The organism is Streptomyces davaonensis JCM 4913, assembly GCF_000349325.1.
Taxonomy (GTDB): domain Bacteria; phylum Actinomycetota; class Actinomycetes; order Streptomycetales; family Streptomycetaceae; genus Streptomyces; species Streptomyces davaonensis.
Map to the genome: position 1 here is coordinate 4656278 of NC_020504.1, position 23190 is coordinate 4679467.

The 23190-nt window shown below is 70.8% G+C and carries 23 protein-coding genes; 7 read left to right on the forward strand and 16 right to left on the reverse strand.

Translation table 11 applies throughout. The features are described 5' to 3' along the window. Positions 1 to 4 precede the first annotated feature (4 nt). On the forward strand, positions 5 to 1003 hold the full coding sequence (locus tag BN159_RS20420) for an AraC-like ligand-binding domain-containing protein (protein ID WP_015658889.1): 999 nt from the start codon (positions 5 to 7) through the stop codon (positions 1001 to 1003). Here BN159_RS20420 and BN159_RS20425 read toward each other — a convergent pair. The 4 genes from BN159_RS20425 to BN159_RS20440 form a co-directional block, all read right to left on the reverse strand. Further along, positions 992 to 1729, reverse strand: a complete 738-nt coding sequence (locus tag BN159_RS20425; protein ID WP_015658890.1) for a YoaK family protein — start codon at positions 1727 to 1729, stop codon at positions 992 to 994. The two genes, BN159_RS20420 and BN159_RS20425, sit on opposite strands and share 12 nt — an antisense overlap. Then, complete coding sequence (locus BN159_RS20430) at positions 1710 to 2234, reverse strand: DoxX family protein (protein WP_015658891.1); 525 nt, start codon at positions 2232 to 2234, stop codon at positions 1710 to 1712. The genes BN159_RS20425 and BN159_RS20430 overlap by 20 nt, the downstream gene beginning before the upstream one ends. A gap of 35 nt (positions 2235 to 2269) precedes the next feature. Next, the gene (locus BN159_RS20435; protein ID WP_015658892.1) at positions 2270 to 2932 is read right to left on the reverse strand and encodes a hydrolase; all 663 of its coding nucleotides are present in this window, start codon (positions 2930 to 2932) and stop codon (positions 2270 to 2272) included. A gap of 75 nt (positions 2933 to 3007) precedes the next feature. Then, positions 3008 to 4894, reverse strand: coding sequence for an amidohydrolase (locus BN159_RS20440; RefSeq protein WP_193384338.1), 1887 nt, complete (start codon positions 4892 to 4894; stop codon positions 3008 to 3010). Positions 4895 to 5112: 218 nt separating this feature from the next. Between BN159_RS20440 and BN159_RS20445 the strand changes: the two genes are divergently transcribed. Next, complete coding sequence (locus BN159_RS20445; protein ID WP_015658894.1) at positions 5113 to 5691, forward strand: Dps family protein; 579 nt, start codon at positions 5113 to 5115, stop codon at positions 5689 to 5691. Positions 5692 to 5782: 91 nt separating this feature from the next. Then, on the forward strand, positions 5783 to 5989 hold the full coding sequence (locus tag BN159_RS20450) for a DUF4287 domain-containing protein (protein WP_015658895.1): 207 nt from the start codon (positions 5783 to 5785) through the stop codon (positions 5987 to 5989). 6 nt (positions 5990 to 5995) lie between these two features. On the opposite strand, the gene BN159_RS20455 is transcribed toward BN159_RS20450, so the two are convergent. Both BN159_RS20455 and BN159_RS20460 read right to left on the reverse strand, forming a co-directional pair. Beyond that, positions 5996 to 6706: a TIGR03943 family putative permease subunit gene (locus tag BN159_RS20455; RefSeq protein WP_015658896.1), complete on the reverse strand. Its 711-nt coding sequence runs from the start codon at positions 6704 to 6706 to the stop codon at positions 5996 to 5998. Beyond that, the gene (locus BN159_RS20460; RefSeq protein WP_015658897.1) at positions 6703 to 7725 is read right to left on the reverse strand and encodes a permease; all 1023 of its coding nucleotides are present in this window, start codon (positions 7723 to 7725) and stop codon (positions 6703 to 6705) included. Before BN159_RS20460 ends, BN159_RS20455 begins: the two co-directional genes overlap by 4 nt. Before the next feature lie 173 nt (positions 7726 to 7898). Here BN159_RS20460 and BN159_RS20465 point away from each other — a divergent pair, with 173 nt between their 5' ends. Then, positions 7899 to 9812, forward strand: a complete 1914-nt coding sequence (locus BN159_RS20465; RefSeq protein WP_015658898.1) for an NAD-binding protein — start codon at positions 7899 to 7901, stop codon at positions 9810 to 9812. 53 nt (positions 9813 to 9865) lie between these two features. Here BN159_RS20465 and BN159_RS20470 read toward each other — a convergent pair whose 3' ends face one another. After that, on the reverse strand, positions 9866 to 11692 hold the full coding sequence (locus BN159_RS20470; protein ID WP_015658899.1) for a S9 family peptidase: 1827 nt from the start codon (positions 11690 to 11692) through the stop codon (positions 9866 to 9868). Between the two features lie 127 nt (positions 11693 to 11819). Here BN159_RS20470 and BN159_RS20475 point away from each other — a divergent pair, with 127 nt between their 5' ends. Continuing rightward, positions 11820 to 12194, forward strand: coding sequence for a nuclear transport factor 2 family protein (locus BN159_RS20475; RefSeq protein ID WP_015658900.1), 375 nt, complete (start codon positions 11820 to 11822; stop codon positions 12192 to 12194). 45 nt (positions 12195 to 12239) lie between these two features. Continuing rightward, the gene (locus tag BN159_RS20480) at positions 12240 to 13025 is read left to right on the forward strand and encodes an SURF1 family protein (RefSeq protein ID WP_041819587.1); all 786 of its coding nucleotides are present in this window, start codon (positions 12240 to 12242) and stop codon (positions 13023 to 13025) included. 35 nt (positions 13026 to 13060) lie between these two features. Here the strand turns inward: BN159_RS20480 and BN159_RS20485 are convergent, their stop codons facing one another. From BN159_RS20485 to BN159_RS20510, 6 genes are all read right to left on the reverse strand, one after another. Continuing rightward, positions 13061 to 14422: a hypothetical protein gene (locus BN159_RS20485; RefSeq protein WP_015658902.1), complete on the reverse strand. Its 1362-nt coding sequence runs from the start codon at positions 14420 to 14422 to the stop codon at positions 13061 to 13063. Continuing rightward, positions 14419 to 15102: a SigE family RNA polymerase sigma factor gene (locus BN159_RS20490; protein ID WP_078598841.1), complete on the reverse strand. Its 684-nt coding sequence runs from the start codon at positions 15100 to 15102 to the stop codon at positions 14419 to 14421. Before BN159_RS20490 ends, BN159_RS20485 begins: the two co-directional genes overlap by 4 nt. Before the next feature lie 384 nt (positions 15103 to 15486). Next, a complete protein-coding gene (locus tag BN159_RS20495) occupies positions 15487 to 16545 on the reverse strand; it encodes an aspartate-semialdehyde dehydrogenase (RefSeq protein ID WP_015658904.1) in 1059 nt (352 codons plus the stop codon). After that, positions 16545 to 17822, reverse strand: coding sequence for an aspartate kinase (locus tag BN159_RS20500; RefSeq protein WP_015658905.1), 1278 nt, complete (start codon positions 17820 to 17822; stop codon positions 16545 to 16547). Before BN159_RS20500 ends, BN159_RS20495 begins: the two co-directional genes overlap by 1 nt. A 159-nt stretch (positions 17823 to 17981) precedes the next feature. Continuing rightward, on the reverse strand, positions 17982 to 20087 hold the full coding sequence (locus tag BN159_RS42890; protein ID WP_015658906.1) for a tetratricopeptide repeat protein: 2106 nt from the start codon (positions 20085 to 20087) through the stop codon (positions 17982 to 17984). Continuing rightward, positions 20087 to 20500 (reverse strand): hypothetical protein, encoded by a 414-nt coding sequence (locus BN159_RS20510; protein ID WP_231905633.1) that lies wholly within the window; start codon positions 20498 to 20500, stop codon positions 20087 to 20089. Before BN159_RS20510 ends, BN159_RS42890 begins: the two co-directional genes overlap by 1 nt. 60 nt (positions 20501 to 20560) lie before the next feature. On the opposite strand from BN159_RS20510, the gene BN159_RS20515 reads away from it, so the two are divergent. After that, positions 20561 to 21295: a sulfite exporter TauE/SafE family protein gene (locus BN159_RS20515; protein WP_015658907.1), complete on the forward strand. Its 735-nt coding sequence runs from the start codon at positions 20561 to 20563 to the stop codon at positions 21293 to 21295. 13 nt (positions 21296 to 21308) lie between these two features. Here BN159_RS20515 and BN159_RS20520 read toward each other — a convergent pair whose 3' ends face one another. From BN159_RS20520 to BN159_RS20530, 3 genes are read right to left on the reverse strand one after another with little or no spacing between them, the layout of a single operon-like run. Further along, positions 21309 to 21968 carry a DUF5063 domain-containing protein gene (locus BN159_RS20520; RefSeq protein ID WP_015658908.1) on the reverse strand — a complete coding sequence of 220 codons (660 nt, stop codon included), beginning with the start codon at positions 21966 to 21968 and terminating at the stop codon, positions 21309 to 21311. Further along, on the reverse strand, positions 21961 to 22560 hold the full coding sequence (gene recR / locus BN159_RS20525; protein ID WP_015658909.1) for a recombination mediator RecR: 600 nt from the start codon (positions 22558 to 22560) through the stop codon (positions 21961 to 21963). The genes BN159_RS20520 and recR overlap by 8 nt, the downstream gene beginning before the upstream one ends. A gap of 59 nt (positions 22561 to 22619) precedes the next feature. Further along, positions 22620 to 22958 (reverse strand): YbaB/EbfC family nucleoid-associated protein, encoded by a 339-nt coding sequence (locus tag BN159_RS20530; RefSeq protein ID WP_015658910.1) that lies wholly within the window; start codon positions 22956 to 22958, stop codon positions 22620 to 22622. Positions 22959 to 23190 lie beyond the last annotated feature (232 nt).

The window sequence follows — 23190 nt, forward strand, 5'->3', positions numbered from 1 at the left end:
AAACATGGCTCCGGACGTCCAGGAGCGACCGGCGAGAAGCGCGTCCGACTGCATCGCCATCCCCGACGGGCTGCCCGTCCCGCACCGACGGGCGTACTGGCGTGACGCCCTGGCCCAGACGTTCGGGGCCGTGAACATCACGGTCCCCGACGAGGTGCACACCGGCACGATCCGCCTGGCGCCGCTCGGCCGCCTGCACGCCGTCACCGTGACCAGCGACAGCCAGGAGGCCCTGCGTACGCGGCGACTCGCCGCTCAGGACGGGCAGGACGGGATCATCGTCGTGAAGATGCTGGACCGGGGGGTCGCCCGCCTGGAGCAGGACGGCCGGGAGGCGGTCCTGGGGCCCGGCGACATCTTCGTCTACGACATGGCACGGCCCATCCGGCTGAACCTCCCGCAGCCCTTCCGGACCAAGTCCCTCATCCTGCCGAAGGACGCCCTGGGCCTCAGCGAATCCGACATGACGCACATCACGGCCCGCCGGCTCTCCTCCGACACCTCCCTCGGCGATCTTCTCTCCCCCCTCGTGGCCGGGCTCGTGGACGGCGCGGGCAGTTTCCCGCCGCGTGCCACCGAGCTGATGGCCCGTAACGTCGTGGACCTGCTCGGCGTACTGACCGACGAGCTGCTCGGCCGGGCGTCCGGGGACACACCCGGCGGGAACCGGGCCCTGCTGCTGCGGATCCAGGCGTTCATCGACCGGCATCTCACCGACCCCGACCTGACGCCGCAGACCATCGCCAGGACGCATCACATCTCGCTGCGCTATCTGCACAAGCTCTTCGAGGGCGAGGACGCCACCGTCGGCCGATGGATCCAGCGGCGGCGCCTGGAGGAGTGCCGACAGGATCTGGCGCTGCACAGCAACGCCACGATCGCCGCGGTGGCACACCGGTGGGGATTCACCAGCGCCGCGCACTTCAGCCGGGTGTTCCGGGCCGCCTACGGGATGACGCCCCGCGAGTGGCGTGGGGCGCGCACTCCGGGATCAGGACGGTGACCGGGTCCACGGCGGGTCCTGGGACGAGAGGCGGTGGGTGGCTGTGGAGGCGAGGGCGAGGAGCAGGAGGATCAGGGCCAGCGTGAGCACCAGATGGTCGTGCAGCACCAGTTGGGCTCCGCCGTAGGCGCCGACGAACATGGTGAGTACGGACAGGATCCGGCGGCCGGGCCTCGGTGCCTTGCCGCCGCCCGGCGTGGAGTCCGCGGCGAGACCGGTCAGGGTCAGCGTCAGTACGGTCGTGGTGAGATCCGGGACGCCGAGGCGCCGGGCGACCGCGTTCTGGAGTCCCATGGCGAGACCGAGGAAGACGATCAAGGTGTACCGGACTCCCGTGGTCACCTCGCCCCCGGACACCGCGGCCGCCACGACCGTGACGGCGACCAGCACCGTCTGCCCGGCGGTGGCCGCCCCCAGCAGCTTCCCGCGGTGCGTCGCGAACCGGGTGGCCAGCCTGCCCCCTGCCAGCGCTCCGGCCAGGAACGCCGCGAGCGCCACGACGGAGGCGAGCACGGAGAGGTCCGCGGCGCCCGCGAGGGCGAAGCCGAGGAAGACCACGTTGCCGGTCATGTTGGCGACGAAGACGTGCCCGAGGGCCAAGTAGCTCACCGCGTCGACGAGTCCGGTGACGACCGTCAGCGTGAGCATGAGGGGAGCCAGCGGGCCGTGCGGGTCGTCCCGGGTGGGTATGAGTGTGCGGACGATGTCAGTCAGCAGCCTGCGCATACCGTTCACCTCCCGTCGAAACGGCCGGGCGGTGCAGCACGGCGCGGGTGAGCAGTCCGCTCACCGGACCGGCCACGATCGCGGGGAGTACGAGCCACAGCGGCCAGGACTCGATGCCCAGCGCCCGGTCCAGCGACCACTCGCCGGGGCCGGTGAGGGCCAGCGCCCCGGAGACGACGACGAGGACCAGCGGGTACTCGTAGCCGTCGTTCTGCACCCACAGCCCCTTGGGCCACTTGACGGTGGCCGCGACCGTCATCACGCCCATGGCGGCCATCGCCGCGATGGGCGTGAGCAGCCCGACGGCCAGGAAAAGACCGGCACCGATCTGGCTGGCCCCCGCGACGACCGCGGTCAGCCGTCCGCCGCGGAACCCGTCGTGACGGAACTCCTCGGTTCCGCCCGCCAAGCCGTGGCCCCCGAGCCGGAAGCTCACCTTCTGCACTCCGTGACCGGCAATGAGCAGTCCCACGCCCAGCCGGAGGACCAGCAGTCCAGCGTCCATCATTCGTCTGCCTGTTCCTGACTCCGATCCCTGACTCAGCCGGCGGCGTGCGCCCCGATGACGGCCTGCGCGTACACCACGCCGAGGCCGTAGGCACCGGCGTGCTCCTTGACCACGTCCATGACCGACAGGTAGGTCTCGCCACGGGCCCAGTCGCGCTGGAGCTCCAGCAGCACCTGCACCCAGGTGACCGGGACGACGCCGGCCTGGATCATGCGCTGGACCGCGTGCTCGTGGGCCTGCGGGCTGACGCCGCCGCACGCGTCGGTGACCACGTAGACCTCGTAGTCCTGGGCGAGCGCGGAGAGCGCGGGCAGGACGACGCACACCTCGGTCCACAGACCGGCGACGACGAGGCGCTTGCGCCCGGTGGCCTTGACCGCCTCGACGAACGCGACGTCCTCCCAGGCGTTCATCGTCGTACGGTCGATGATCTTCTGGTCGGGGAAGACATCCGCGAGCTGGGGCATGATCGGGCCGGAGAAGGACTCGGCGGCCACCGTGCTCAACACGACCGGTACATCAAAGGCCTTGGCGGCCTTGGCCAGGCCGAGGGTCGCGTTGATGATCGCGGTGCGGTCGCCGCTGCCGGTGCCGAAGAACATCTGCGGCTGGTGGTCGATGAACAGCACCGCACAGTTGTCCGGGGTGAGCAGGTCGGGGCTGGGGGAAGCGGTGACCTCGGAGATGTTGACCATGGGCTTGCCTTTCAGGGTGAGTCAGGTGGAACCCCGACCGGTGAGGCCGGGAAATGGGGATGTCAGAGGGAGAGGTCAGAGGGAGAAGCAGGGGTCGATGAACCCGCCCGCCGCGCTCTCCGCCTCCGCCGCCATGCCCCGCCGTACGCGCCACTGCCGGTGCTGCTCCGACTCGGCGACGGCCTGACCGAGCAGCTCGGCCTGCCGGGCGCCCGCTCCGGACGTACGGGCCAGGGCTTGGTAGCCGCCGAAGTGGGCCACCGGGCTCCAGGCCGGGCTGATCGGCGGCAACTCCTCGTCCAGGCCGTCGTATTCGGCGCTCGCGTAGACGATCCGGCCGCCGACGACCGTCAGCAGGGACTCGATGTGCGCGATGTCGGGCTCGGGTACGGCGAAGTAGTCCTCGGACAGGACGGCCAGGTCGCCGAGGAAGCCGGGCTTCAGGACGCCCTTGACGTCTTCCTCGCCGGTCAGGGAGGCGCCCGCCTCGGTGAACATCGACAGCGCCGTGCGGCGGTCGACCCGGTTGTGCGGCGGGCGGACGACCAGGTCGCCCACGGTGCGGCCGGTGATCAGCCAGTGCAGGGCGACCCACGGGTTGTAGCTGGAGACCCGGGTGGCGTCGGTTCCGGCGGCGACGGTCGTGCCCCGGTCCAGCATCGCCCGGATCGGCGGGGCGTCCGCCGCGGCACCGGGACCGTAGCGGCGGACGAACGCCTCGCCCTGGAAGGAGAGCCGGTTCTGCACGGACATGGCGCCGCCGAGGGCCACGATCCGGTCCAGGCTGTCCGCGGAGACGGTCTCGGCGTGGTCGAACAGCCACCGGTTCCCGGCCGGGAAGAGCCCTTCCGCGGCGAGCTTCTCGAAGACCGCCAGGTCCCGGCGGATGGTCTCGTCATAGGTGGCGTGCAGCCGGAATCCCCAGCCGTTCTCCATGAGCAGGCGAACGGCCTTCTCGAATTCCGCTTCGTAATCGCCGAGTTGTGGCCGCGGCTCGGCGAAGTTCTCGAAGTCCGCCGCCGCCCAGGTGAGATTCTCGCCCGCGCCGTTGAGACGTAGCCATTCGTCGCCGTCGTCGGGACTGGCTATTTCTGTCCAGCGGGCCAGATCGTCGATTTCCTGGCCGGCCGTCTGCGGGAAAAGGTGATAGGCGATGCGCAGGGAAAGCTGTCCGGCCGCCGCGAGTTCGACGACCGTGCTGTAGTTGTCGGGGAAATTCTGGAATCCCCCGGCCGCGTCGATCGCCGATGTCAGGCCGAATCTGTTCAGCTCCCGCAGGAAGTGCCGGGTGGAGTTCTTCTTGTCCTCCCCTTCCAGCACCGGGGCCTTCGCCAGCGTCGAGTAGAGGACGAGAGCGCTGGGGGCGGCCAGCAGCATGCCGGTGGGCTCGCCGTGCCGACCCCGTACGATCTGGCCGCCCTTGGGGTCGGGGGTGTCCCGGCCGAAACCGGCGGCCTTGAGCGCCGCCCGGTTGAGCACCGCCGCCTGATAGAGGTGCAGCACGAACACCGGGGTGTCCGGGGCGGCGGCGTTCAGTTCGGCGACGGTCGGCAGCCGCCGCTCGGCGAACTGCTCCGCGGACCAGCCGCCCACGACCCGGACCCACTGTCCCTTGGGCGTCCGTGCCGCCTGCTCCCGCAGCATCGCCAGTCCCTGACGCAGCGTGGGGACACCGTCCCAGCGCAGCTCCAGCACGTAGTTGAGGCCGCCCCGGATGACGTGCAGATGCGCGTCGTTGAGGCCGGGGACCATCCGGCGGCCGAGCGCGTCGACCACCTTGGTGTGCGGACCGACGCGGGGGGCGATGTCCATGTCGTCGCCGACGGCGGTGATGACTCCGTCGCGGATGGCGATCGCCTCGGCCTGCGGGCGGGCCGGGTCCCCGGTGTGGATCTTCGCGTTGCGGACGATCAGGTCCGCGGCGGTGTCGGTGGCACGGGGCACAAGCCCACCGACCGGCATCGTGGACACCTTTCGACAACCTCCTCCGTGGTGAAGGGCGTTGCCGCCCGAACTGTGCCGCCAAGCTATTTCGGGCCTGGGCGTCCGGATATACCGGCAGTGCACAAGGTGCGTTCCCGCAGTGCACTTTCGCTCCGGGGAGCGGTGCGCGGGCAGTTGCCGCCGCATAGCGTCATCGGCGTACGCACAACGCGGCACCGCATCACAGGAGGCGACCAATGACCACCGACTCGGCGAACACTCACGGAAGTCAGCCCTGGCTGCACCAAAAAGGGGAAGTCATCCAGGAGTTCGGGACCGTCAAGCAGTTCCCGGTCGCGCTCTCCTACAACGCACGGATGTATTCCTGCCAGCGCCTGAACAAAGTCCTCGCGGACACGCAGATCCTCTACGGCCTCTACAAGAAGCACCATTGGCTGATGCGCGGCGCGACCTTCTACCAACTGCACCTGGTGCTGGACCAGCACGCGGGCGAGCAGCTGGAGATCGTGGACACGCTCGCCGAGCGCGTCCAGTCACTGGGCGGTGTCGCGGTGGGCGACTCCCGGCACGTCGCCGAGATCACGTCGATTCCGCGGCCCCCGGACGGCGCGGAGCAGGTGCCGGCCATGCTGTCGCGGCTGCTCGAGGCCCACGAGACGATCCTTGTCGACGCCCATGACGCCGCGGCGCGGGCGGCGGAGAGCGGTGACGACGGCACCAACGACCTGCTGGTCTCCCAGGTGATCAGGACCGGCGAACGGCAGGCGTGGTTCCTGGCCGAGCACCTGGTCGACACGCCGCTGGTCCGCACCTGAAGCAGGGTGATCGTGCGGGACCGATGAGTTTCACGCGCCGCTCCGGTCTCATACACGGCAACATCGCCTACGCCGACAGGAGATCGTCGACATGACCGCCGCCGTGAAGGGTCCCGCCGGCTACTTCCCCTCCATCGAGAAGAAGTACGGCCGTCCCGTCGAGGAGTGGAAGGAGCTCATCCGGGCTTCGCCGCTCAGCAAGCACATGGAACTCGTCGGCTGGCTCAAGTCCGAGTACGGCCTGGGGCACGGCCATGCCAATGCTCTGGTCGCGCACACCCTTGCCGAGTCCCGCTGAGTCCCGCTAGTTGTTCCATGTCTCGTCGTACGGGTCCTTCGGGGCCGTCACCGGGGTCGCCTCCGTCACCTTCAGGTACGGGATGGGGGCGCCGTTCACCGGGTCCTCGGTGGTGCCGGGGGTGTAGGTGCCGGTGACGCGCAGCCAGGTGTCGGGGCGCAGCACCGGCGGGACCTCGCCGGTCAGGGCGATCTTCACCGGCTGGGCGTCCGCCGCACAGCAGTTGAGGGTCATCCGGACCAGGTAGGGCGGGCCTGAGCGGGGTGTGGCGACGAAGCCCGTGATCTCCACCTGACGGTTTCTCAGGGTGCGGCCCTCGTCGTAGGCGGCTCGGGCCGCGTAGTCCGTCAGGGCCAGGCGCAGGGTCCCGGAGGTGGGCAGGTCCGCGTAGCCGTACGGCTGTTGCAGGGCCGTTCCGGTGCGTACGGCGCTGTAGGAGCCGAGGGCGGGCGGGGCGACCAGGATGAGGGCGAGGACGGGGAGGGACAGGAGCCAGGTGATCCGGGGCTCCCGGTGAGTGTGGGGGTGGGTGCTCTTGCGCTCGTACCAGACCGTCGCCAGTGCCGTCGCGATCAGGACGGCCCCGGCGAGCAGAATCAGCGGGCGCAGGCCGGACTTGACGTAGCGGAGGTAGAGGTCGGTCGTCCCCGCGTGGAGCAGGGAGGCGCCGAGCAGGAAGAGCAGGGCCGCCTGGGCCTGGTGAGTCGCGGGTTTCACAGGAGCACCGTCCCTGTCGCCGTCGAGACCACTACCGCCATGACGAATGTCGCCGGGGCGAAGCGCAGGGCGAAGGCGCGGCCGAAGGTGCCCGCCTGCATCGCGAACAGCTTCAGGTCGACCATGGGCCCCACGACCAGGAAGGTGAGCCGGGCCGTCAGGGAGAAGTGGGTCAGCGAGGCCGCCACGAACGCGTCCGCCTCCGAGCAGATCGACAGCAGTACGGCCAGGACGCCCAGGGCGAGGACCGCCGCCACCGGGTTGGCCGCCAGGTCGCGCAGCCAGCTCTCCGGTGCCGCCGCCTTCAGGGTCGCCGCCGCCATCGCACCCACCACGAGGAACCCGCCGGCGTGCAGCACGTCGTGCCGGACCGAGCCCCAGAAAGCGGCGGCGCGGCCCTGGCCGTCGTAGGACGAACGAGCCGGTGGGCGCAGCCAGTCTGTGCGGCCGAGGCGCAGCCAGAGCCAGCCCATCGCGCAGGCCACCAGGAGGCTCGCGACCAGGCGGGCCAGGACCATTTCGGGGTTGCCGGGGAAGGCCACGGCGGTCGAGGTCAGGACGATCGGGTTGATCGCGGGGGCGGAGAGGAGGAAGGCGAGCGCCGCGGCCGGGGTGACTCCGCGGCGGACCAGCGCGCCCGCCACCGGGACCGACGCGCACTCGCAGCCCGGCAGGACCGCGCCCGCCGCGCCCGCCACCGGGACCGCGAGAGCGGGGCGTCCTGGCAGGGCGCGGGCGAAGAACGACGCGGGCACGAACACCGCGATCGCCGCCGAGAGCAGCACGCCCAGCACCAGGAACGGCAGCGCCTGGATCACCACCGCCACGAACACCGTCGTCCAGCTCTGCATCACCGGTGCGGACAGGGCGCCGCGCAGGGGGTTCTGGAGGAGGACGGCGAGCACGAGGAGCGTGATGAAGGCGAGGGGGGTGGTGTTGGGGCGCGGTTCGGCCTCCTGGCCGGGGGGCCGGGGTTCGGCCTCCTCGTCGGGGGACGGGGTTCTGGTGGTGGTCGCCACGGGTGGTCGCGTCCCTCCGGTGCGGGCTTGCCGGTCTTCCTCCCCTTTCATACGGGGAGTTGGCGTGCATTGTTCAGGTGGTTGCTGGAACCACCCGTCTCGTTGAGGCAGTCTTTTCCCTCGTGGTGAGCGTTCCGAGTCAGGGTCAGCCGGGTGGTGCGCCCCCGGCGCACATGGTGGTGTGCGGCGACGACGGTCTCGCGCACCGGCTCGCCGCCGAGCTGCGCGGGGTCTACGGCGAACAGGTCACGCTCGTCGTGCCGCCCGCCGAGCGGGCTGTACGGCCGCCGGTGGTGGGGCGGGCCCGGGCCGCGTCGGCCGCGCTGCTGGACCGGATGGTCAGCGCCGCCGTGAGCCGGGCCGCGGGCCACAACGGGACGCCGGCTGAGAGCGAGCGGCTCGTCGAGGCCGCCGAGGTCACCGAGGCGGTGCTGGCGGACGCCGGTGTGGAGCGGGCGGCCGCGCTCGCGCTCGTCTATGACGACGACGAGACCAATATCCGCGCCGCTCTCACCGCGCGCCGGATCAATCCCCGGCTGCGTCTGGTGCTGCGGCTCTACAACCGGCGGCTGGGCCAGCACATCGAGGAACTGCTCGACCAGGCCGCCGCGTTGGCGACCAGTTCCGCCGGAAGCGCCTCCTCGGGAAGCGTCGACGCCTCCACCACGGTCCTCTCCGACGCCGACACCGCCGCTCCCGCGCTGGTCGCCACCGCGCTCGTCGGTACCAGCAAGGTCGTACAGACCGACGGGTTATTGCTGCGGGCGGTGGAGCGGCAGCCGGGCGGGCGCGGAGAGGTGGCGGATCCCGGTCTTGCCACGCTGGCGCTGCTGTCCGCGCCGGGGGGCGGTGGTGGCTCGGAAGGCGACGAGGAGGGGCCGCAGTTGCTCCCCGACGAGGCGGCTGTGCGTCAGGCGCGGGGACGGGGGGCCGTCGTACTGGAGCAGGTGTCGTACTCCGGGCCCTCGATGTCGGGCGGGCGAGGGGTCGTGCCCGCGTTCTCGTCCCTGTTCTCGCGGCGGCTGCGGTGGTCCCTGGCGGGTCTGGTGGGCTGTGTCTTCGCGCTGGCCGTGGCGCTGACGGTGGTCACCGGGGACCATCCGCTGCATGCCACGTACGTGACGCTCCTCGATCTCTTCGCGATCAACGAGCCCGCGCTCAACCAGTCCACGGGCCGTCAGCTGCTCCAACTCGCCTCCGGACTGCTCGGGCTGCTGTTGCTGCCGGTGCTGCTGGCCGCGGTGCTGGAGGCGCTGGGCACCTTCCGGAGCGCCTCCGCGCTGCGCAAACCCCCTCGGGGACTGAGCGGGCATGTGGTGCTCCTCGGACTGGGGAAGATCGGGACGCGGGTGCTGACCCGGCTGCGCGAGCTGCACATCCCGGTGGTGTGCGTCGAGGCCGATCCGGAGGCCCGCGGGCTGGCCACGGCCCGGCGGCTGCGGGTGCCGGTGGTGCTGGGGGACGTCACCCAGGAAGGGGTGCTGGAGGCCGCGAAGGTCCATCGGGCCAGCGCGCTGCTCGCGGTGACCAGCGTGGACACCACCAACCTGGAGGCCGTGCTCGCGGCCCGGTCCGTAAGGCCCGATCTGCGCGTCGTCCTGCGGCTCTACGACGACGACTTCGCCACGGCCGTGTACCGCACCCTGCGTGCCGCGCACCCCTCCGCTTCCACGCGGAGCCGGAGCGTGACGCATCTGGCGGCGCCCGCGTTCGCCGGGGCGATGCTGGGGCGGCAGATCCTGGGCGCGATCCCGGTCGAGCGGCGGGTGCTGCTGTTCGCGTCCGTGGAGGTCGGCGGGCACCCTCAGCTGGAGGGGCGGACGGTCGGGGAGGCCTTCCGGGCCGGGGCCTGGCGGGTGCTCGCCCTGGACACGGCGACGGGAGCGGGGGCGGGTGCGGCCGGCTCCGGTCCGGCGGACGGAGGCGCGGGCGCCCAGGGCGGGGGGTCCGGGCTGGTGTGGGATCTGCCGGACACGTATGTGCTGCGCGCGGAGGACAGGGTGGTGCTGGCTGCCACGCGGCGGGGGCTGGCGGAGCTGCTGGGACGGCGGAGTCGCGAGTACGGGTCACCCGTACTCGGCGGCTGATCGAGCGTGGGGGCGGGGCGTCCCCGGTCGGCCGCCCCTGCCCCCGGGCTCTCTCAGGCGTTCAGATGGCGGGCCGCGAAGTCCAGTTCCAGGCGGATCTGCTTGATGCGCTCGTCGACCACCAGGGAGCCATGGCCCGCGTCATAGCGGTAGACCTCGTGGACGGCGTCGCGGGCTTCGAGGCGCTTGACGTAGTTGTCGATCTGGCGGATGGGGCAGCGCGGGTCGTTGACGCCCGCGGAGATGTAGACGGGGGACATCACCTTGTCCACGTAGGTGAGGGGCGACGACGCCTCGAAGCGGTCCGGGACCTCCTCCGGGGTGCCGCCGAGGAGCGTGCGGTCCATCGCCTTCAGGGCCTCCATCTCGTCGTGGTACGCCGTGACGTAGTCGGCCACCGGGACCGCCGCGATGCCCAGGGTCCACGCGTCGGGCTGGGTGCCGAGGCCGAGGAGGGTGAGGTAGCCGCCCCAGGAGCCGCCGGTCAGGATCAGCCGGTCGGGATCGGCGAGACCCGAGGTCACCGCCCACTCGCGGACCGCCGCGATGTCCTCCAGCTCGATCAGGCCGACGCGGTGCTTCAGGGCGTCCGTCCAGGCGCGGCCGTAGCCGGTCGAGCCGCGGTAGTTGACCCGGATCACCGCGTAGCCGTGGTCCACCCAGGCCGCCGGGCCCGCCGCGAAGGCGTCGCTGTCGTGCCAGGTCGGGCCGCCGTGGATGTCGAAGACCGTGGGGAGCGGGCTGGTGGACCCGGCCGGCTTCTGGAGCAGGGCGTGGATCCGGCCGCCGGGGCCGTCCACCCAGACGTCCTCCACCGGGACCGAGCCGGGGGACTTCATGCCCGGCGGGTCCAGGACGATCTCGCCGGTCGTCGAGCGGACCGTCGACGGCTGGGCGGCCGAGGACCACAGGAACTCCACCGTGCCGTCCGGGCGGGCCGTCGCGCCCGAGACCGTGCCCTGCGGGGTGGGGATCCTCGTCAGGTCGTGGCTGGTGAGGTCGTAGCGGAAGAGTTCGCTGCGGGCTTCGTGGCTGTGCGCCACCAGCAGGCCCGAGCCGTCCGGATACCACTCGGCGCTCACATCGCCCGGCAGGTCCAGGACCAGGTCCGTCTCCTCGCCCGTGGCCACGTCCCACACCAGGGGCTCCCAGCGGCCGCGGCGCTGGTGGCCGACGAGCAGGCGGGTGTCGCCGTCGACCGGGGCGAAGCCGAGCACTTCGAGGCCCAGCTCCTCGGTGCCGCCCTTGGTGTCGTCCAGCTCGGCGACCGCGGAGCCGTCGGGGCGCAGGACGCGCAGCGCGGAGTGCATCGCGTCGCCGTGCTCGGTGTGCTCGACGGCGATCAGCGAACCGTCGTGGGAGAGATCGCCGACGCCCGCGGACTCGCGGTGGCGGTAGAGCTCCGCCGGGGGTTCGTTGAGGCGCGCGAGGTGGATCGTGGTGCCCTCGTCGTCCGTCGAGCGGCCCACGATCGCCGTACGGCCGTCGCGGCCGAGGGCGAGGCCCGCGGGGTAGGAGGGGTCGAGGCCCGGGGTGGCCAGCTCGTCCTCGCCGCCCGCGAACGGCTGGCGGCGCCAGACGCCGAACTCATCGCCGTCCTTGTCGTCGAACCACCAGATCCAGGCGCCGTCCGGGGAGAGCACGCCGTCCGTGGTGCCGTTCGGGCGGTCCGTCACCTGGCGCTGCTCGCCGGTGGCGCGGTCCCAGGCGTACAGCTCGTACGTCCCCGTCGCGTTCGACACGAACAGGGAGCGGTCCGGGGCGTCCTCCGCCCAGTCCGGCAGGGACACCCGCGGCGCCCTGAAGCGCTTCTCCCAGTCCGGCATGGACCGGTTCTGCTCCTGCTGATCCGGCGCGGCGGACCCGTTGCTCTCAGTCATGGCCCCATAGTGCCTGGCATCGCCGACATCGTGCTGGTTCCGTCCTCAGCCTGTGGATAACTCAGCTCCTGTGGATGAACTCCGCCGGCCGCCGCCGTTGTCAGTGGCCGGGTGCAGACTGCTGGGCATGACCGAGCTGCGGAAGACCGTCGAGGAGTTCTGGGCCGCCGCCGAGGCCCGTGACTGGGAAGCGTTCGCGGGGACGCTCGCGGAGGATGTGGCGTACGAAGCGCCGCTGAGCCGGGAGCGGGTGCGGGGGCGGGAGGCGTATGTGCGCTTCAACCGGGAGTTCCCCGGTGACTGGCATGTGCGGGTGGAGCGGATCGTCGCCGAGGACGGGCAGGCGGTGTCGTGGATACGGTTCACGCTCGGGGACGAGGTGAATGTGGGGATCTCCTTCTTCACCGGTGATGGGTCCGGGCGGATCACCGCGGTTACCGACTTCTGGCCCGACCCGTACGAGCCGCCCGCGAATCGGGCCCATCTCACCGAGCGGTTCTGACCCCCGCGGGACCGGGGTGACGGGGCTGGCCGTACCGTGGGAGGCGTGTACCGGTTTCTGCTGACGCCCCGTTGGTGGGGGATCAACGTCTTCGTGCTGCTCGCCATCCCCTTCTGCGTCTTCATGGGGTCGTGGCAGCTGAGCCGGTTCGAGGAGCGGGTGGACAGCCACCGCGGGGCGCAGGCCGAGGCCGCGTCGGACAAGCGGGAGGCGGCTCGGCCGGTGGCCGAGATGCTGCCCGTGGACAAGGCGACGCTGGGCGAGCAGGTCACGGCCACCGGGCGGTACGGAGAGCAGTTCCTCGTGCCGGACCGGGAGCTGGACGACCGGCAGGGGTTCTACGTCCTGACGCTGCTGCGGATCGACGGGGGTGAGGCGCTTCCGGTGGTCCGGGGGTGGCTGCCCGGGGACGCGGATGCCGCGGAGGTGCCGGACGCGCCTGCCGGGGAGGTCACGGTCACCGGAGCGCTCCAGGCTTCCGAGCAGCCCGGGGAGAACGGCGTGCCCGGGCGTGGCGGGTGGCCCCAGGGGCAGACCGGGGCGATCAGTGCGGCGTCGCTGGTGAACCTCGTGCCGTACGACGTGTACGACGCGTGGGTGACCCTGAACGAGGGCGACGCCGGAATGAAGGCCGTGCCGGTCAGTGCGACCCAGGACTCCGGGCTGGACCTGAAGGCATTCCAGAACCTCGGCTACACCGGCGAATGGTTCGTCTTCGCCGGCTTCGTGGTCTTCATGTGGTTCCGCCTGCTGCGCCGCGAGGTGGAGTTCGCACGGGACGCGGAGCTGGGCCTGGTGGAGCGGGAGGACTCGGAGCCGGTCGGGGTCTGAACCCCGGGCCCTGCCCGCAGCGGCAGCAGGTGGGACTACGCCCCCGCCAGCACCCCGGTCCAGTACACCGTGCCCGCGCAGGCCCCCGAGATGGTCGTCTGCGCCGCGGGCGCGCCCGGTTCCGCCGTGTTGGTCACCGTCACCGTGCCGTCGGCCGTGCCGTCCTCGGTGAGGAGTTGGGTGGAGGTGCCGGTGTCGGTGCCGGTCGAGGTGCCGCCCGTGGTGCCGGTGCTGTCCGACGGGGTGGGGTCGGGGCTGGGTTCGCCGCCCGTCGTGCCGCCGGAGTTCTCGCCCGTCGTGGGGCAGGTCTCCGAGGGGACCCAGGCGAACTTCACCTCGTAGGCCGAGCCCGGCTGAAGGAGCAGCGACGTCAGTTCCACGGACGGGTCCGGGAGGGACGCCGCCGGGTCACCGGAGATGTGGCGGGCCGCGGAGAGCTTCGTGGCGTCCGCCGCGCCGCCCGGCACCAGGCTCAGCGAGCCTGGGTTCGTGACCGTGCAGGCGGCCAGCGAGGAGTTCGTGAAGCGGAACGTTCCGTAGACAGCGCCCACGGCGTCCGGCGCGTCCGCGCCCGCCGCGGCGACCGCCAGCTGCTCCGCCGTACAGACGGCCGCGCCCGTCTCGGTCGTCGCCTCCGGGTCAGCGGAGCCGCCCGAGCCGTCGCCGCCGCCGTTGTCCTTGCCGTCGTTCTCCTTCTGCTCGTTCTCCTTGCCCCCTTCCTCGGTCGTGCCCGAGGAACCGCCGGAGGAGCTCTTGCCGTTGTCCGGGTCCACGCCCTGGCTGGCGCCGCCCTGTGCCTGGGTGCCGTGTCCCGCGACCGAGGGGTTGGCGCCCGGGCCGGTCGTGTTGGAGACGTGCACCAGTGCCGGGACCGCCGTACCGACGAACAGCGCCGCGGCCGCCATGCCGACCAGCGCCTGCCGCTTGCGCGCCCGCCGTGCGGGCACCGCCCGCCGCAGATGCTCCAGCGTGCCGTCGCGCGGCTCGATCTCCTGCACCACGTCGTGCAGCAGCTGCCGCAGGTCCAGCTCGTCCACGCCGAGCCCGGCCCCTGCCGGAGCGGCACCGCCGCTCTTCGGCGCGGCCGCAGTCTCGCGAGCGTCCCGCTTGCCGGAGCCGTCAGAGCCCCAACGCGCCGGACCTCGGCCACCGGCACCGCGCGCGTCCGGCTCGCCCGAGCCCTCGACCTCGGCCCTCAGCCGCTCCAGCCCGTCAAGGCCCGACCCCTCCGCGTCGGCCGCAGCCGTCCCCCGCAGATCCAGGTCGTCGGATTCGGCCCCGTTCGGACCCTGGCCGGCCCTGCCGTCGTTCACAGATTTTTTCCCAGCGTGCGATTGCTCTGGCGTCTGGTCGTCCCCCCGGACATGACGCCGCCGTTCGTCGTGGTCCCCGCTCATGCCGGCGCCTCCATCGCGACCCGCAGCGCCGCGATGCCGCGCGAGCCGTACGCCTTGACCGAACCCAGGGAGATGCCGAGCGTCTCGGCGACCTGGGCCTCGGTCATGTCCGCGAAGTAGCGCAGGACGAGCACCTCGCGCTGCCGTCGCTGAAGGCCCTTCATCGCCTTGATCAGGGAGTCACGCTCCAGCTGGTCGTAGGCGCCCTCCTCCGCGCTCGCCATGTCCGGCATCGGCTTGGACAGGAGCTTCAGGCCGAGGATGCGGCGGCGCAGGGCCGAGCGGGAGAGGTTCACGACCGTCTGGCGCAGGTACGCCAGCGTCTTCTCGGGGTCGCGGACTCTCTTGCGGGCCGAGTGGACGCGGATGAAGGCCTCCTGGACCACGTCCTCGCAGGAGGCCGTGTCGTCGAGGAGAAGCGCGGCAAGACCCAGCAGCGACCGGTAGTGGGCGCGGTAGGTCTCGGTGAGGTGGTCGACCGTCGTACCGGCGGCCGCGGCTTCCTCGACGTACTCGGAGCCGTCGCGCTGACTGGGGATGCGGGCGGGCCGCGCTGCGGGCATGGGTGCGATCACCGGCATGCCGCCGGGCGTACCGGGCATGCGGGTTCGGCGGTAGGGGCGCGGCGGCCGTAGGGCCGTGCCGCGCGTCGCCGCAGGGAAGTCGAGTACCTCTGCCACGCCAGTTGGACACGCTTCCCCCCGAGAGGGTTGTACGTGCCGGACGTCACTTTTGCGTCAGGCAGCACGGCTGATGGCGCCTCACATGCACTCATGCGTCCCGCTCTTCCCCTATGTCCCATATGAACGGGCGTCCCCACGCCCTGCCCATGGCGTCCCCACGCCCGAAAAACGCGCCCCACGCCCGCCGAAGGGCGACCGCAAAGACGCTCCCCGCCCTCCGCGCGGTTGCGGAGGACGGGGAGGAAATCTTCGAACGCCGAAGAGGTCCTGATCAAGTGGTACGGACCATCATCCGGCTCACATCTCTGATGTAGATCCTACAAACGATTCGGGGAAGGTCCCGGAGTTTTCCCGCCGACGGCCCCCGTCACGCAAACTCCGTCACGAAAACTCCGTCGCCACCAGCTCGGCGATCTGCGCGGTGTTCAGCGCCGCACCCTTGCGCAGGTTGTCCCCGCACACAAAGAGTTCGAGCGCAGTCGGGTCGTCCAGGGCCCGGCGCACCCGGCCCACCCAGGTGGGGTCGGTGCCGACCACATCGGCGGGCGTGGGGAACTCCCCCGCCTCGGGGTTGTCGAAGAGGACGACTCCGGGGGCCGTGGCGAGGATCTCCCGGGCGCGGGCGACGGTGACCTCGTCCTCGAAGCGGGCGTGCACGGTCAGGGAGTGCGTGGTGATCACGGGGACGCGGACGCAGGTGACCGCCACGGGCAGCTTCGGCAGCCCGAGGATCTTGCGGGACTCGTCCCGCACCTTCATCTCCTCCGACGACCAGCCGTCCTCGCGCAGCGAACCGGCCCAGGGGACGACGTTCAGCGCGACCGGCTCCGGGAACGGCCCGGTGTTCTCGCCCACGGCCCGCCGTACATCACCGGGCTTGGTGCCCAGCTCGGTGCCGGCGACCAGGGCCAGCTGCTCGCGCAGGGTCTCCACCCCGGCCCGCCCCGCACCGCTCACCGCCTGGTACGAGGAGACCACCAGCTCGCGCAGGCCGAACTCGGCGTGCAGCGCGCCGAGGGCCACGATCATCGAGAGGGTCGTGCAGTTGGGGTTGGCGATGATGCCGCGCGGCCGCATCCGGGCCGCGTGCGCGTTGACCTCGGGGACGACCAGCGGCACGTCCGGGTCCATCCGGAACGCGCCGGAGTTGTCGACGACCACCGCGCCGCGCGCGGCGGCGATCGGCGCCCACTGGGCGGCGACCTCGTCGGGGACGTCGAACATCGCGACGTCGACCCCGTCGAAGGCCTCCTCCGCCAGGGCCACCACCTCGACCTCCTCGCCGCGCACGGCCAGCTTGCGGCCGGCCGAGCGCGGCGAGGCGATCAGACGGATCTCGCCCCAGATGTCCGCGTGCTGGGACAGGATCTGGAGCATGACCGTGCCGACGGCCCCGGTCGCTCCCACGACCGCGAGCGTCGGTCGTCCTTGAGGGGCCATCAGCGCCCGGTGCCTCCGTAGACCACGGCCTCGTCGCTGTCGGAGTCGAGACCGAAGGCGGTGTGGACGGCGCGTACGGCCTCGTTGACGTCGTCGGCGCGGGTGACGACCGAGATACGGATCTCGGAGGTCGAGATCAGCTCGATGTTCACGCCCGCGTCGGACAGGGCGGTGAAGAAGTCGGCGGTGACGCCGGGGTTGGTCTTCATACCCGCGCCGACCAGGGAGATCTTGCCGATCTGGTCGTCGTAGCGCAGCGAGTCGAAGCCGATGCCGTGCTTGTTCTTCTCCAGGGCGTCGATGGCCTTGCGGCCCTCGGCCTTGGGGAGGGTGAAGGAGATGTCCGTCAGGCCGGTGGAGGCGGCGGACACGTTCTGCACGATCATGTCGATGTTGATCTCGGCGTCCGAGATCGTGCGGAAGATCGCGGCGGCCTCGCCCGGCTTGTCCGGCACGCCGACGACCGTGATCTTGGCCTCGGAGGTGTCGTGCGCGACACCGGAGATGATGGCCTGCTCCACCTTCTTGTCCCCTTGCTGAATCGGCTGGCTGCTGACCCACGTGCCCTGGAGTCCGCTGAAGCTGGACCGCACATGGATCGGGATGTTGTAGCGACGGGCGTACTCCACACAGCGGTGGAGCAGCACCTTCGACCCGGAGCTGGCCAGCTCCAGCATGTCCTCGAAGGAGATCCAGTCGATCTTCTTCGCCTTCTTCACCACACGCGGGTCGGCGGTGAACACACCGTCCACGTCGGTGTAGATCTCGCACACCTCGGCGTCGAGCGCGGCGGCCAGGGCGACGGCCGTGGTGTCGGAACCACCGCGGCCGAGCGTGGTGATGTCCTTCTTGTCCTGGCTCACGCCCTGGAACCCGGCGACGATGGCGATGTTGCCCTTGTCCAGGGACTCCCGGATCCGGCCGGGCGTGACATCGATGATCCGCGCCTTGTTGTGGACGGAGTCGGTGATGACGCCCGCCTGGCTGCCGGTGAAGGACTGGGCCTCGTGACCCAGGTTTTTGATCGCCATGGCCAGCAGCGCCATGGAGATACGCTCTCCGGCGGTCAGCAGCATGTCGAACTCACGCCCGGCGGGCATCGGAGATACCTGCTCGGCGAGATCGATCAGCTCGTCCGTCGTGTCGCCCATCGCGGAAACGACGACGACCACCTGGTGGCCGTTCTTCTTCGCTTCCACGATCCGCTTGGCGACGCGCTTGATGCCCTCGGCATCGGCTACGGAGGAGCCTCCGTACTTCTGCACGACAAGGCCCACGTGCGCTCCTCGCTCAGTCCGTGTGTGTCGGCTCAGTTTAACGAGCGCAAGAATTTCACCTTCGCGGTATCGCATGGTGAGATCCCGGCGCCCAGGTCAGCGCATGCCCGGAGAACCACTCCGGCAAAAGTGCCAAGCGTCACAACCGGCCTCTGTTCATTAAGTTTCAAGCACTGAGTTCGACTGTGATCCGGGGGGTGGGTTCAGCAAGTCGGCGAAGTCCTGGCGGAGCTTTTGGACTTGGGGTGCGTCTGGACCGACCAGGCTCTCCCAGTCGGCGAGGAGGGGGAGGAGTACTTCGCGGGCGCGGGTCGGGTTGTGCGCGGTCTTCCAGTGGAAATGGGCCAAGCCCTCGCGAGCTCTCAGCGTGTACCTGTCCATGGCGCCGCTGACTCGTATGTGGCTCTCGACGTATTCGCCGTACATCGCTGCGGCTCCCACGCCGTCGCCTGCTCTGCGCCTGGCGAATGCCAGGCTCTGTCGCAGGCCTCGACTGAGGTTGCTGTCCCTGCCCGTGACCGCCGTCGCCCTGGTCAGCAGTTTCTCGGTGGCGTCACGCGCCTGCGTCGCATAGCGGCCGGCATCCTCCTCGGCCAGGTCACCCAACACATGGACCCAGCGCGACCAGGCTTGCAGCGCTGTGACGTCGTCGGAGCCCAGTACCCGTTCGGCCTTCTTCGCGTTCTTGTTCGCCAGCCGCAAAGCATCTTGTAGACGTCCCGCCAGCCGCATGGCATCGGCCAGCCCGGCCCTCGCAGCAAAGGTCTGCGGGTGCCGACGGCCATACCTGCGTACGTGATCCGCGAGGTTCCGTTCGAACAGCCCGATCGCGCGCTCGTGCTCACCGGCGTACCCATAGGACCGAGCCACGCTGCCCCGCACGGTGAGTGTGACTTCGTGACGAGGCCCGAGAGCCCGTTCGGCCGACGCCAGGACTCGCTCATGCAACTGGAGCGCGCGGGTGATGTCGAGATGGACGTATCTGACCCCGCCCAGGTTGATCAACCAGATCTCGTCTTCGCCGTCGGCCTCCGGGACGACGTACGAAGCCAGGGATTCGAGGTGTGTCAGCCATCCCAACTCCGCGGCAGCATCCCGCAGTTCGTCGCCGGCGTTGATCAGCAGACGGGCAGACCTGTGGGCGGCGTCCACCCCTTCCCCCCGCGCCACCGCCTGCACCAGACGATGCACCGAGATCGTCTCGTCCTCGTGCAGAGTGATCATGCTGTACGCCACCAACCGCCGTACCGCATCGGTCACCTCGACCGGGCTGCCCAACCCCTTCAGATACGCACGCGGAATCCCGTCCGGCGCCCACCACCCGATCAACCGGAGGATCTCCACCGCGAGCGGCGTGTCCGCCAACCGGTCCAGCGTCACGCGCCACACCCGGGCGACCGTACGACCCGCGTCGGTCCCCTCCGCCGCCTGCGCGAACACCTCCGCCGGATACGCGGCCAGCAACTCCCGGTACCGCCCCGCCGAGATCCGCGCCTCCGCGCAGTAGGCCGCCGCCTGTTCCACGGCCAGCGGCAGACACCCCAGCTCCCGGCAGAGCTCGGCGACACCCTCGGTGTCCTCACCCTGCTCTCGGCGGATACGGCCGAACAGCTCGACCGCTTCCGGCAGTTCAAGGACATCGAGCGGCACCGGCTCGGCCACCCCCTGCCACCCCGTGGCCCGCCGCGACGTGATGAGAACGCGCCCGCCCGACGCCCGCCCCAGCAGCGGCTTCACATCCGCCGGGTCGGACACGTTGTCCAGGACGAGCAGCCACCCGTCCCGCGCCGACAGCCACTGAACGGCCCGCTCCCGCAAGGCTTCCCGGGACAGGACGTCCCGCAGCGGGGGCTGGAGGGCCGCCGCGAGATCGGCGAGGCCCGCGTCGAGGTCGGCCGGGGTCTCGGCGGTGATCCACCACACCGGGTTGTACGACCCCGTCCGCCCCGCCGCCCATCGCGCCGCCAGCGTCGACTTGCCGATGCCGCCGAGGCCGTGCACCGCCTGTACGACGACGCCACCGGTCGCCCTGAACGCCGCGTCCAGCAACTCCAGTTCGCGGTCACGTCCGACGAACAGCGCCGCCTTGTCGGGCAGATTGACCAGCGCCTCGGGCGCGCACTCGGGCATCACGAAGGCTTCCGCCGGCAACGCCAGTGACTTCTCGGTGTACATCGCGACCGAGGCGTCCCCACTGACCGCCTGCTGGATCGACTGCCCCGCGGCGATCGACCGGTCCCCCGACGCCTCCGCCGACGCACTCATCAGGAGTCACCCGTCGATGCCGAGCCGATGTCACCCCCGGCGGCGATGGACCGATCGCCGGAGGCCGTGACGTTCCGGGCAGCCTGCGGAGCACCGGAGGAAGGGGATGAGGGCGCCGCCCCCGAGCCACCCGACGCCCCATCTCCCGTCGACGCACTGCCGATGTTCCCGCCCGCCGCAATCGACCGCGCCCCGCTAGCCGTCACCGACGTCCCCCCACCGGACTCCGAAGAGCCCCGGAAGGACGCGTACACGGCGAGCGCCAGCCCGATCAGTCCCGCCGCTCCCCCGGCCACGCTCGCCCAGGGATCCGCCGCGTCGACATCGAGTGCGCCGCCCACGACCAGCCCCGCCGCTCCCGCGACACAGAGCCCGATCCCCGTCCACATCAGCGCCTTCGCCCCAACTGCCATACGGCCATCATCGCGCCGCCGGTGGCCGGGTGGTGGGGGTTCCGGGGAGGATGCCGAGCCATGACGACGAACGGATGGGCGGGCGACGCGCTCCTGGCGGGGATCGTGCTGCTCGGCTCGTCCGTCCAGTGGCTGACCGGCATGGGCTTCGCGCTGGTCTCGGTACCGGCTCTGATCCTGCTGCTGGGCCCGGCCCAGGGGGTGGTCCTCGCCAACTGCGCGGCCGGGGCGATCTGCATCGTGGGCCTGGCGGGTGGATGGCGACGAGTGCGCCCGCACGCGATGCTCCCCCTCTGCGCGGCAGCGGCGTGCACGGTGCCGGCCAGAACCTGGATGACCCGGCAACTCCCCGAGCCCTGGCTCCTGTTGGTCATGGGAGGACTGGTCACCGCGGCCGTACTGCTCGTCATGCGCGGCGCCCGGCTGCCGGCGTTGCGCGGAAAGCGCGGCGCGGTGGTCGCCGGTGCGGCGGGCGGGTTCATGAACTCGGCGGCGGGGGTGGGCGGTCCGCCGGTCTCCTTGTACGCCCTCAACGCGGGCTGGACGGTACGGGAGTTCGTACCGAACGCGATGTTCTACGGCGTGGTCGTCAACACCTTCTCCGTGGCCTCGAACGGGGCGCCGGAGCTGAGCGGGACGCGGTGGGCCCTGGTGGTCGCGGCGATGGGCGCGGGCGGGCTGATCGGCAGAGGGCTCGCCTCCCGAACACCGGAGAAGCGGGCCCGTCTGCTCGTACTGTCACTGGCCCTTGCGGGCGGGGTCACGGCCGTGACGAAGGGCCTGTGGGGCCTTTGAACAGGCCCCGAAACTACTTCAGCTCTCGGATCCCCAGCGGCCCGGCGATCTCCTCGGCCATGACCTTGCCCGCCTCGAATTCGAGGGTGTCGTCGCCCACGGACTGGTCGGTGTCCAGGCCGTCGAGTTCTTCGAGCGGCTGGTTCAGGCGAATGTGGGCGAGGACGGACTGAAGCGCCCGCAGAGTCGCCGACGCCGTGGAGCCCCAGTTGGAGAAGTAGGAGAACTGCCACCACCACAGGGCCTCCGTGGTGCGGCCCGAGCGGTAGTGGGCCATGCCGTGGCGCAGGTCGGTGATGACATCCGCCAGGTCGTCGGAGATCCGGGCGGGTACCGGCGCCTTGCGGGGCTCGTAGGGGTCGAAGACCTCCGAGTAGACGTCCACCGGGTCGAGGATGCGGGCGAGGTGCTCGCGGAGTTCGTCGACGTCCGGCTCCGGGCCCAGGTCGGGCTCGTAGCGCTCCTCGGGGACGATGTCCTCGTGCGCGCCCAGGCGACCGCCGGCCAGCAGCAGCTGGGAGACCTCCAGCAGCAGGAAGGGGATCGCCGATTCCGGCTCGTCGCCCTTCGCCACCTCGGTGACTGCTACGAGGAAGCTCTCTACCTGGTCCGCGATCTGGACCACGAAGTCGTCCGGGTCCTGCGTCGTCGCGTGCAGCGTGGCGTCAGACATCTAGGAGTCGTCTCCCCTCGAAGGCGCGGCCGAGTGTGACCTCGTCCGCGTATTCCAGGTCCCCACCCACCGGGAGGCCGCTGGCCAGGCGGGTGACCTTGAGGCCCATGGGCTTGATCATGCGGGCGAGGTACGTGGCCGTGGCCTCGCCTTCCAGATTCGGGTCCGTGGCCAGGATCAGCTCCGTGACCGTCCCGTCGGCCAACCGCGCGAGAAGTTCTCGTATACGGAGATCGTCGGGGCCCACGCCCTCGATGGGGCTGATCGCGCCGCCCAGGACGTGGTAGCGGCCGCGGAACTCACGGGTCCGCTCGATCGCGACCACGTCCTTCGGCTCCTCCACCACACAGATGACGGAGGCGTCGCGGCGGGCGTCCCGGCAGATGTTGCAGAACTCTTCCTGGGCGACATTGCCGCAGGTCGCGCAGAAGCGGACCTTCGCCTTGACCTCCATGAGGGCCTGCGCGAGGCGCCGTACGTCCGTCGGTTCCGCCTGGAGGATGTGGAAGGCGATCCGCTGCGCGCTCTTGGGACCGACGCCGGGCAGCCGACCCAGCTCGTCGATCAGGTCCTGAACCACGCCTTCGTACAACGGACTGCCGTCCTTCCTGGGGTTCCTTCACTACGTACGGTAGAGGGCCCACCGCTGTCTTAGAAAGGCAGGCCGGGAATGCCGCCGCCGAGGCCCTGGGCGAGCGGGCCGAGCTTCTGCTGCTGGAGGGTCTGGGCGTTCTCGTTGGCCGCCTGGACGGCGGCGACGATCAGGTCGGCGAGGGTGTCGGTGTCCTCCGGGTCCACCGCCTTCGGGTCGATCTTGAGGGCGCGGAGTTCGCCGGCGCCGGTGACGGTCGCCCTGACCAGGCCGCCGCCCGCCTGGCCGTCGACCTCGGTCCTCGCCAGTTCCTCCTGGGCGTTCGCCAGGTCCTGCTGCATCTTCTGGGCCTGCTGGAGCAGCTGCTGCATATTGGGCTGGCCACCACCGGGGATCACGATCAGCTCCTCTTCCCGTATTCCCTACTGATTTTCCCGTTCGGCACGAGCCTACGTGGTCGGCGCAGGCATCGCCCCGGCACTCTTTCGAGTGAGGCGAATGGGAGGCCTATACCTGATCAAGGGCCACTTCCGAGCGGAAAAGCGGCGAAAGGCATCCCTTCGCCACCCATTGGGCGGTAGGAAGGGTCCGGCGCATCAGCAGCAGGCGTCACGGAATGTGATCGGTCGG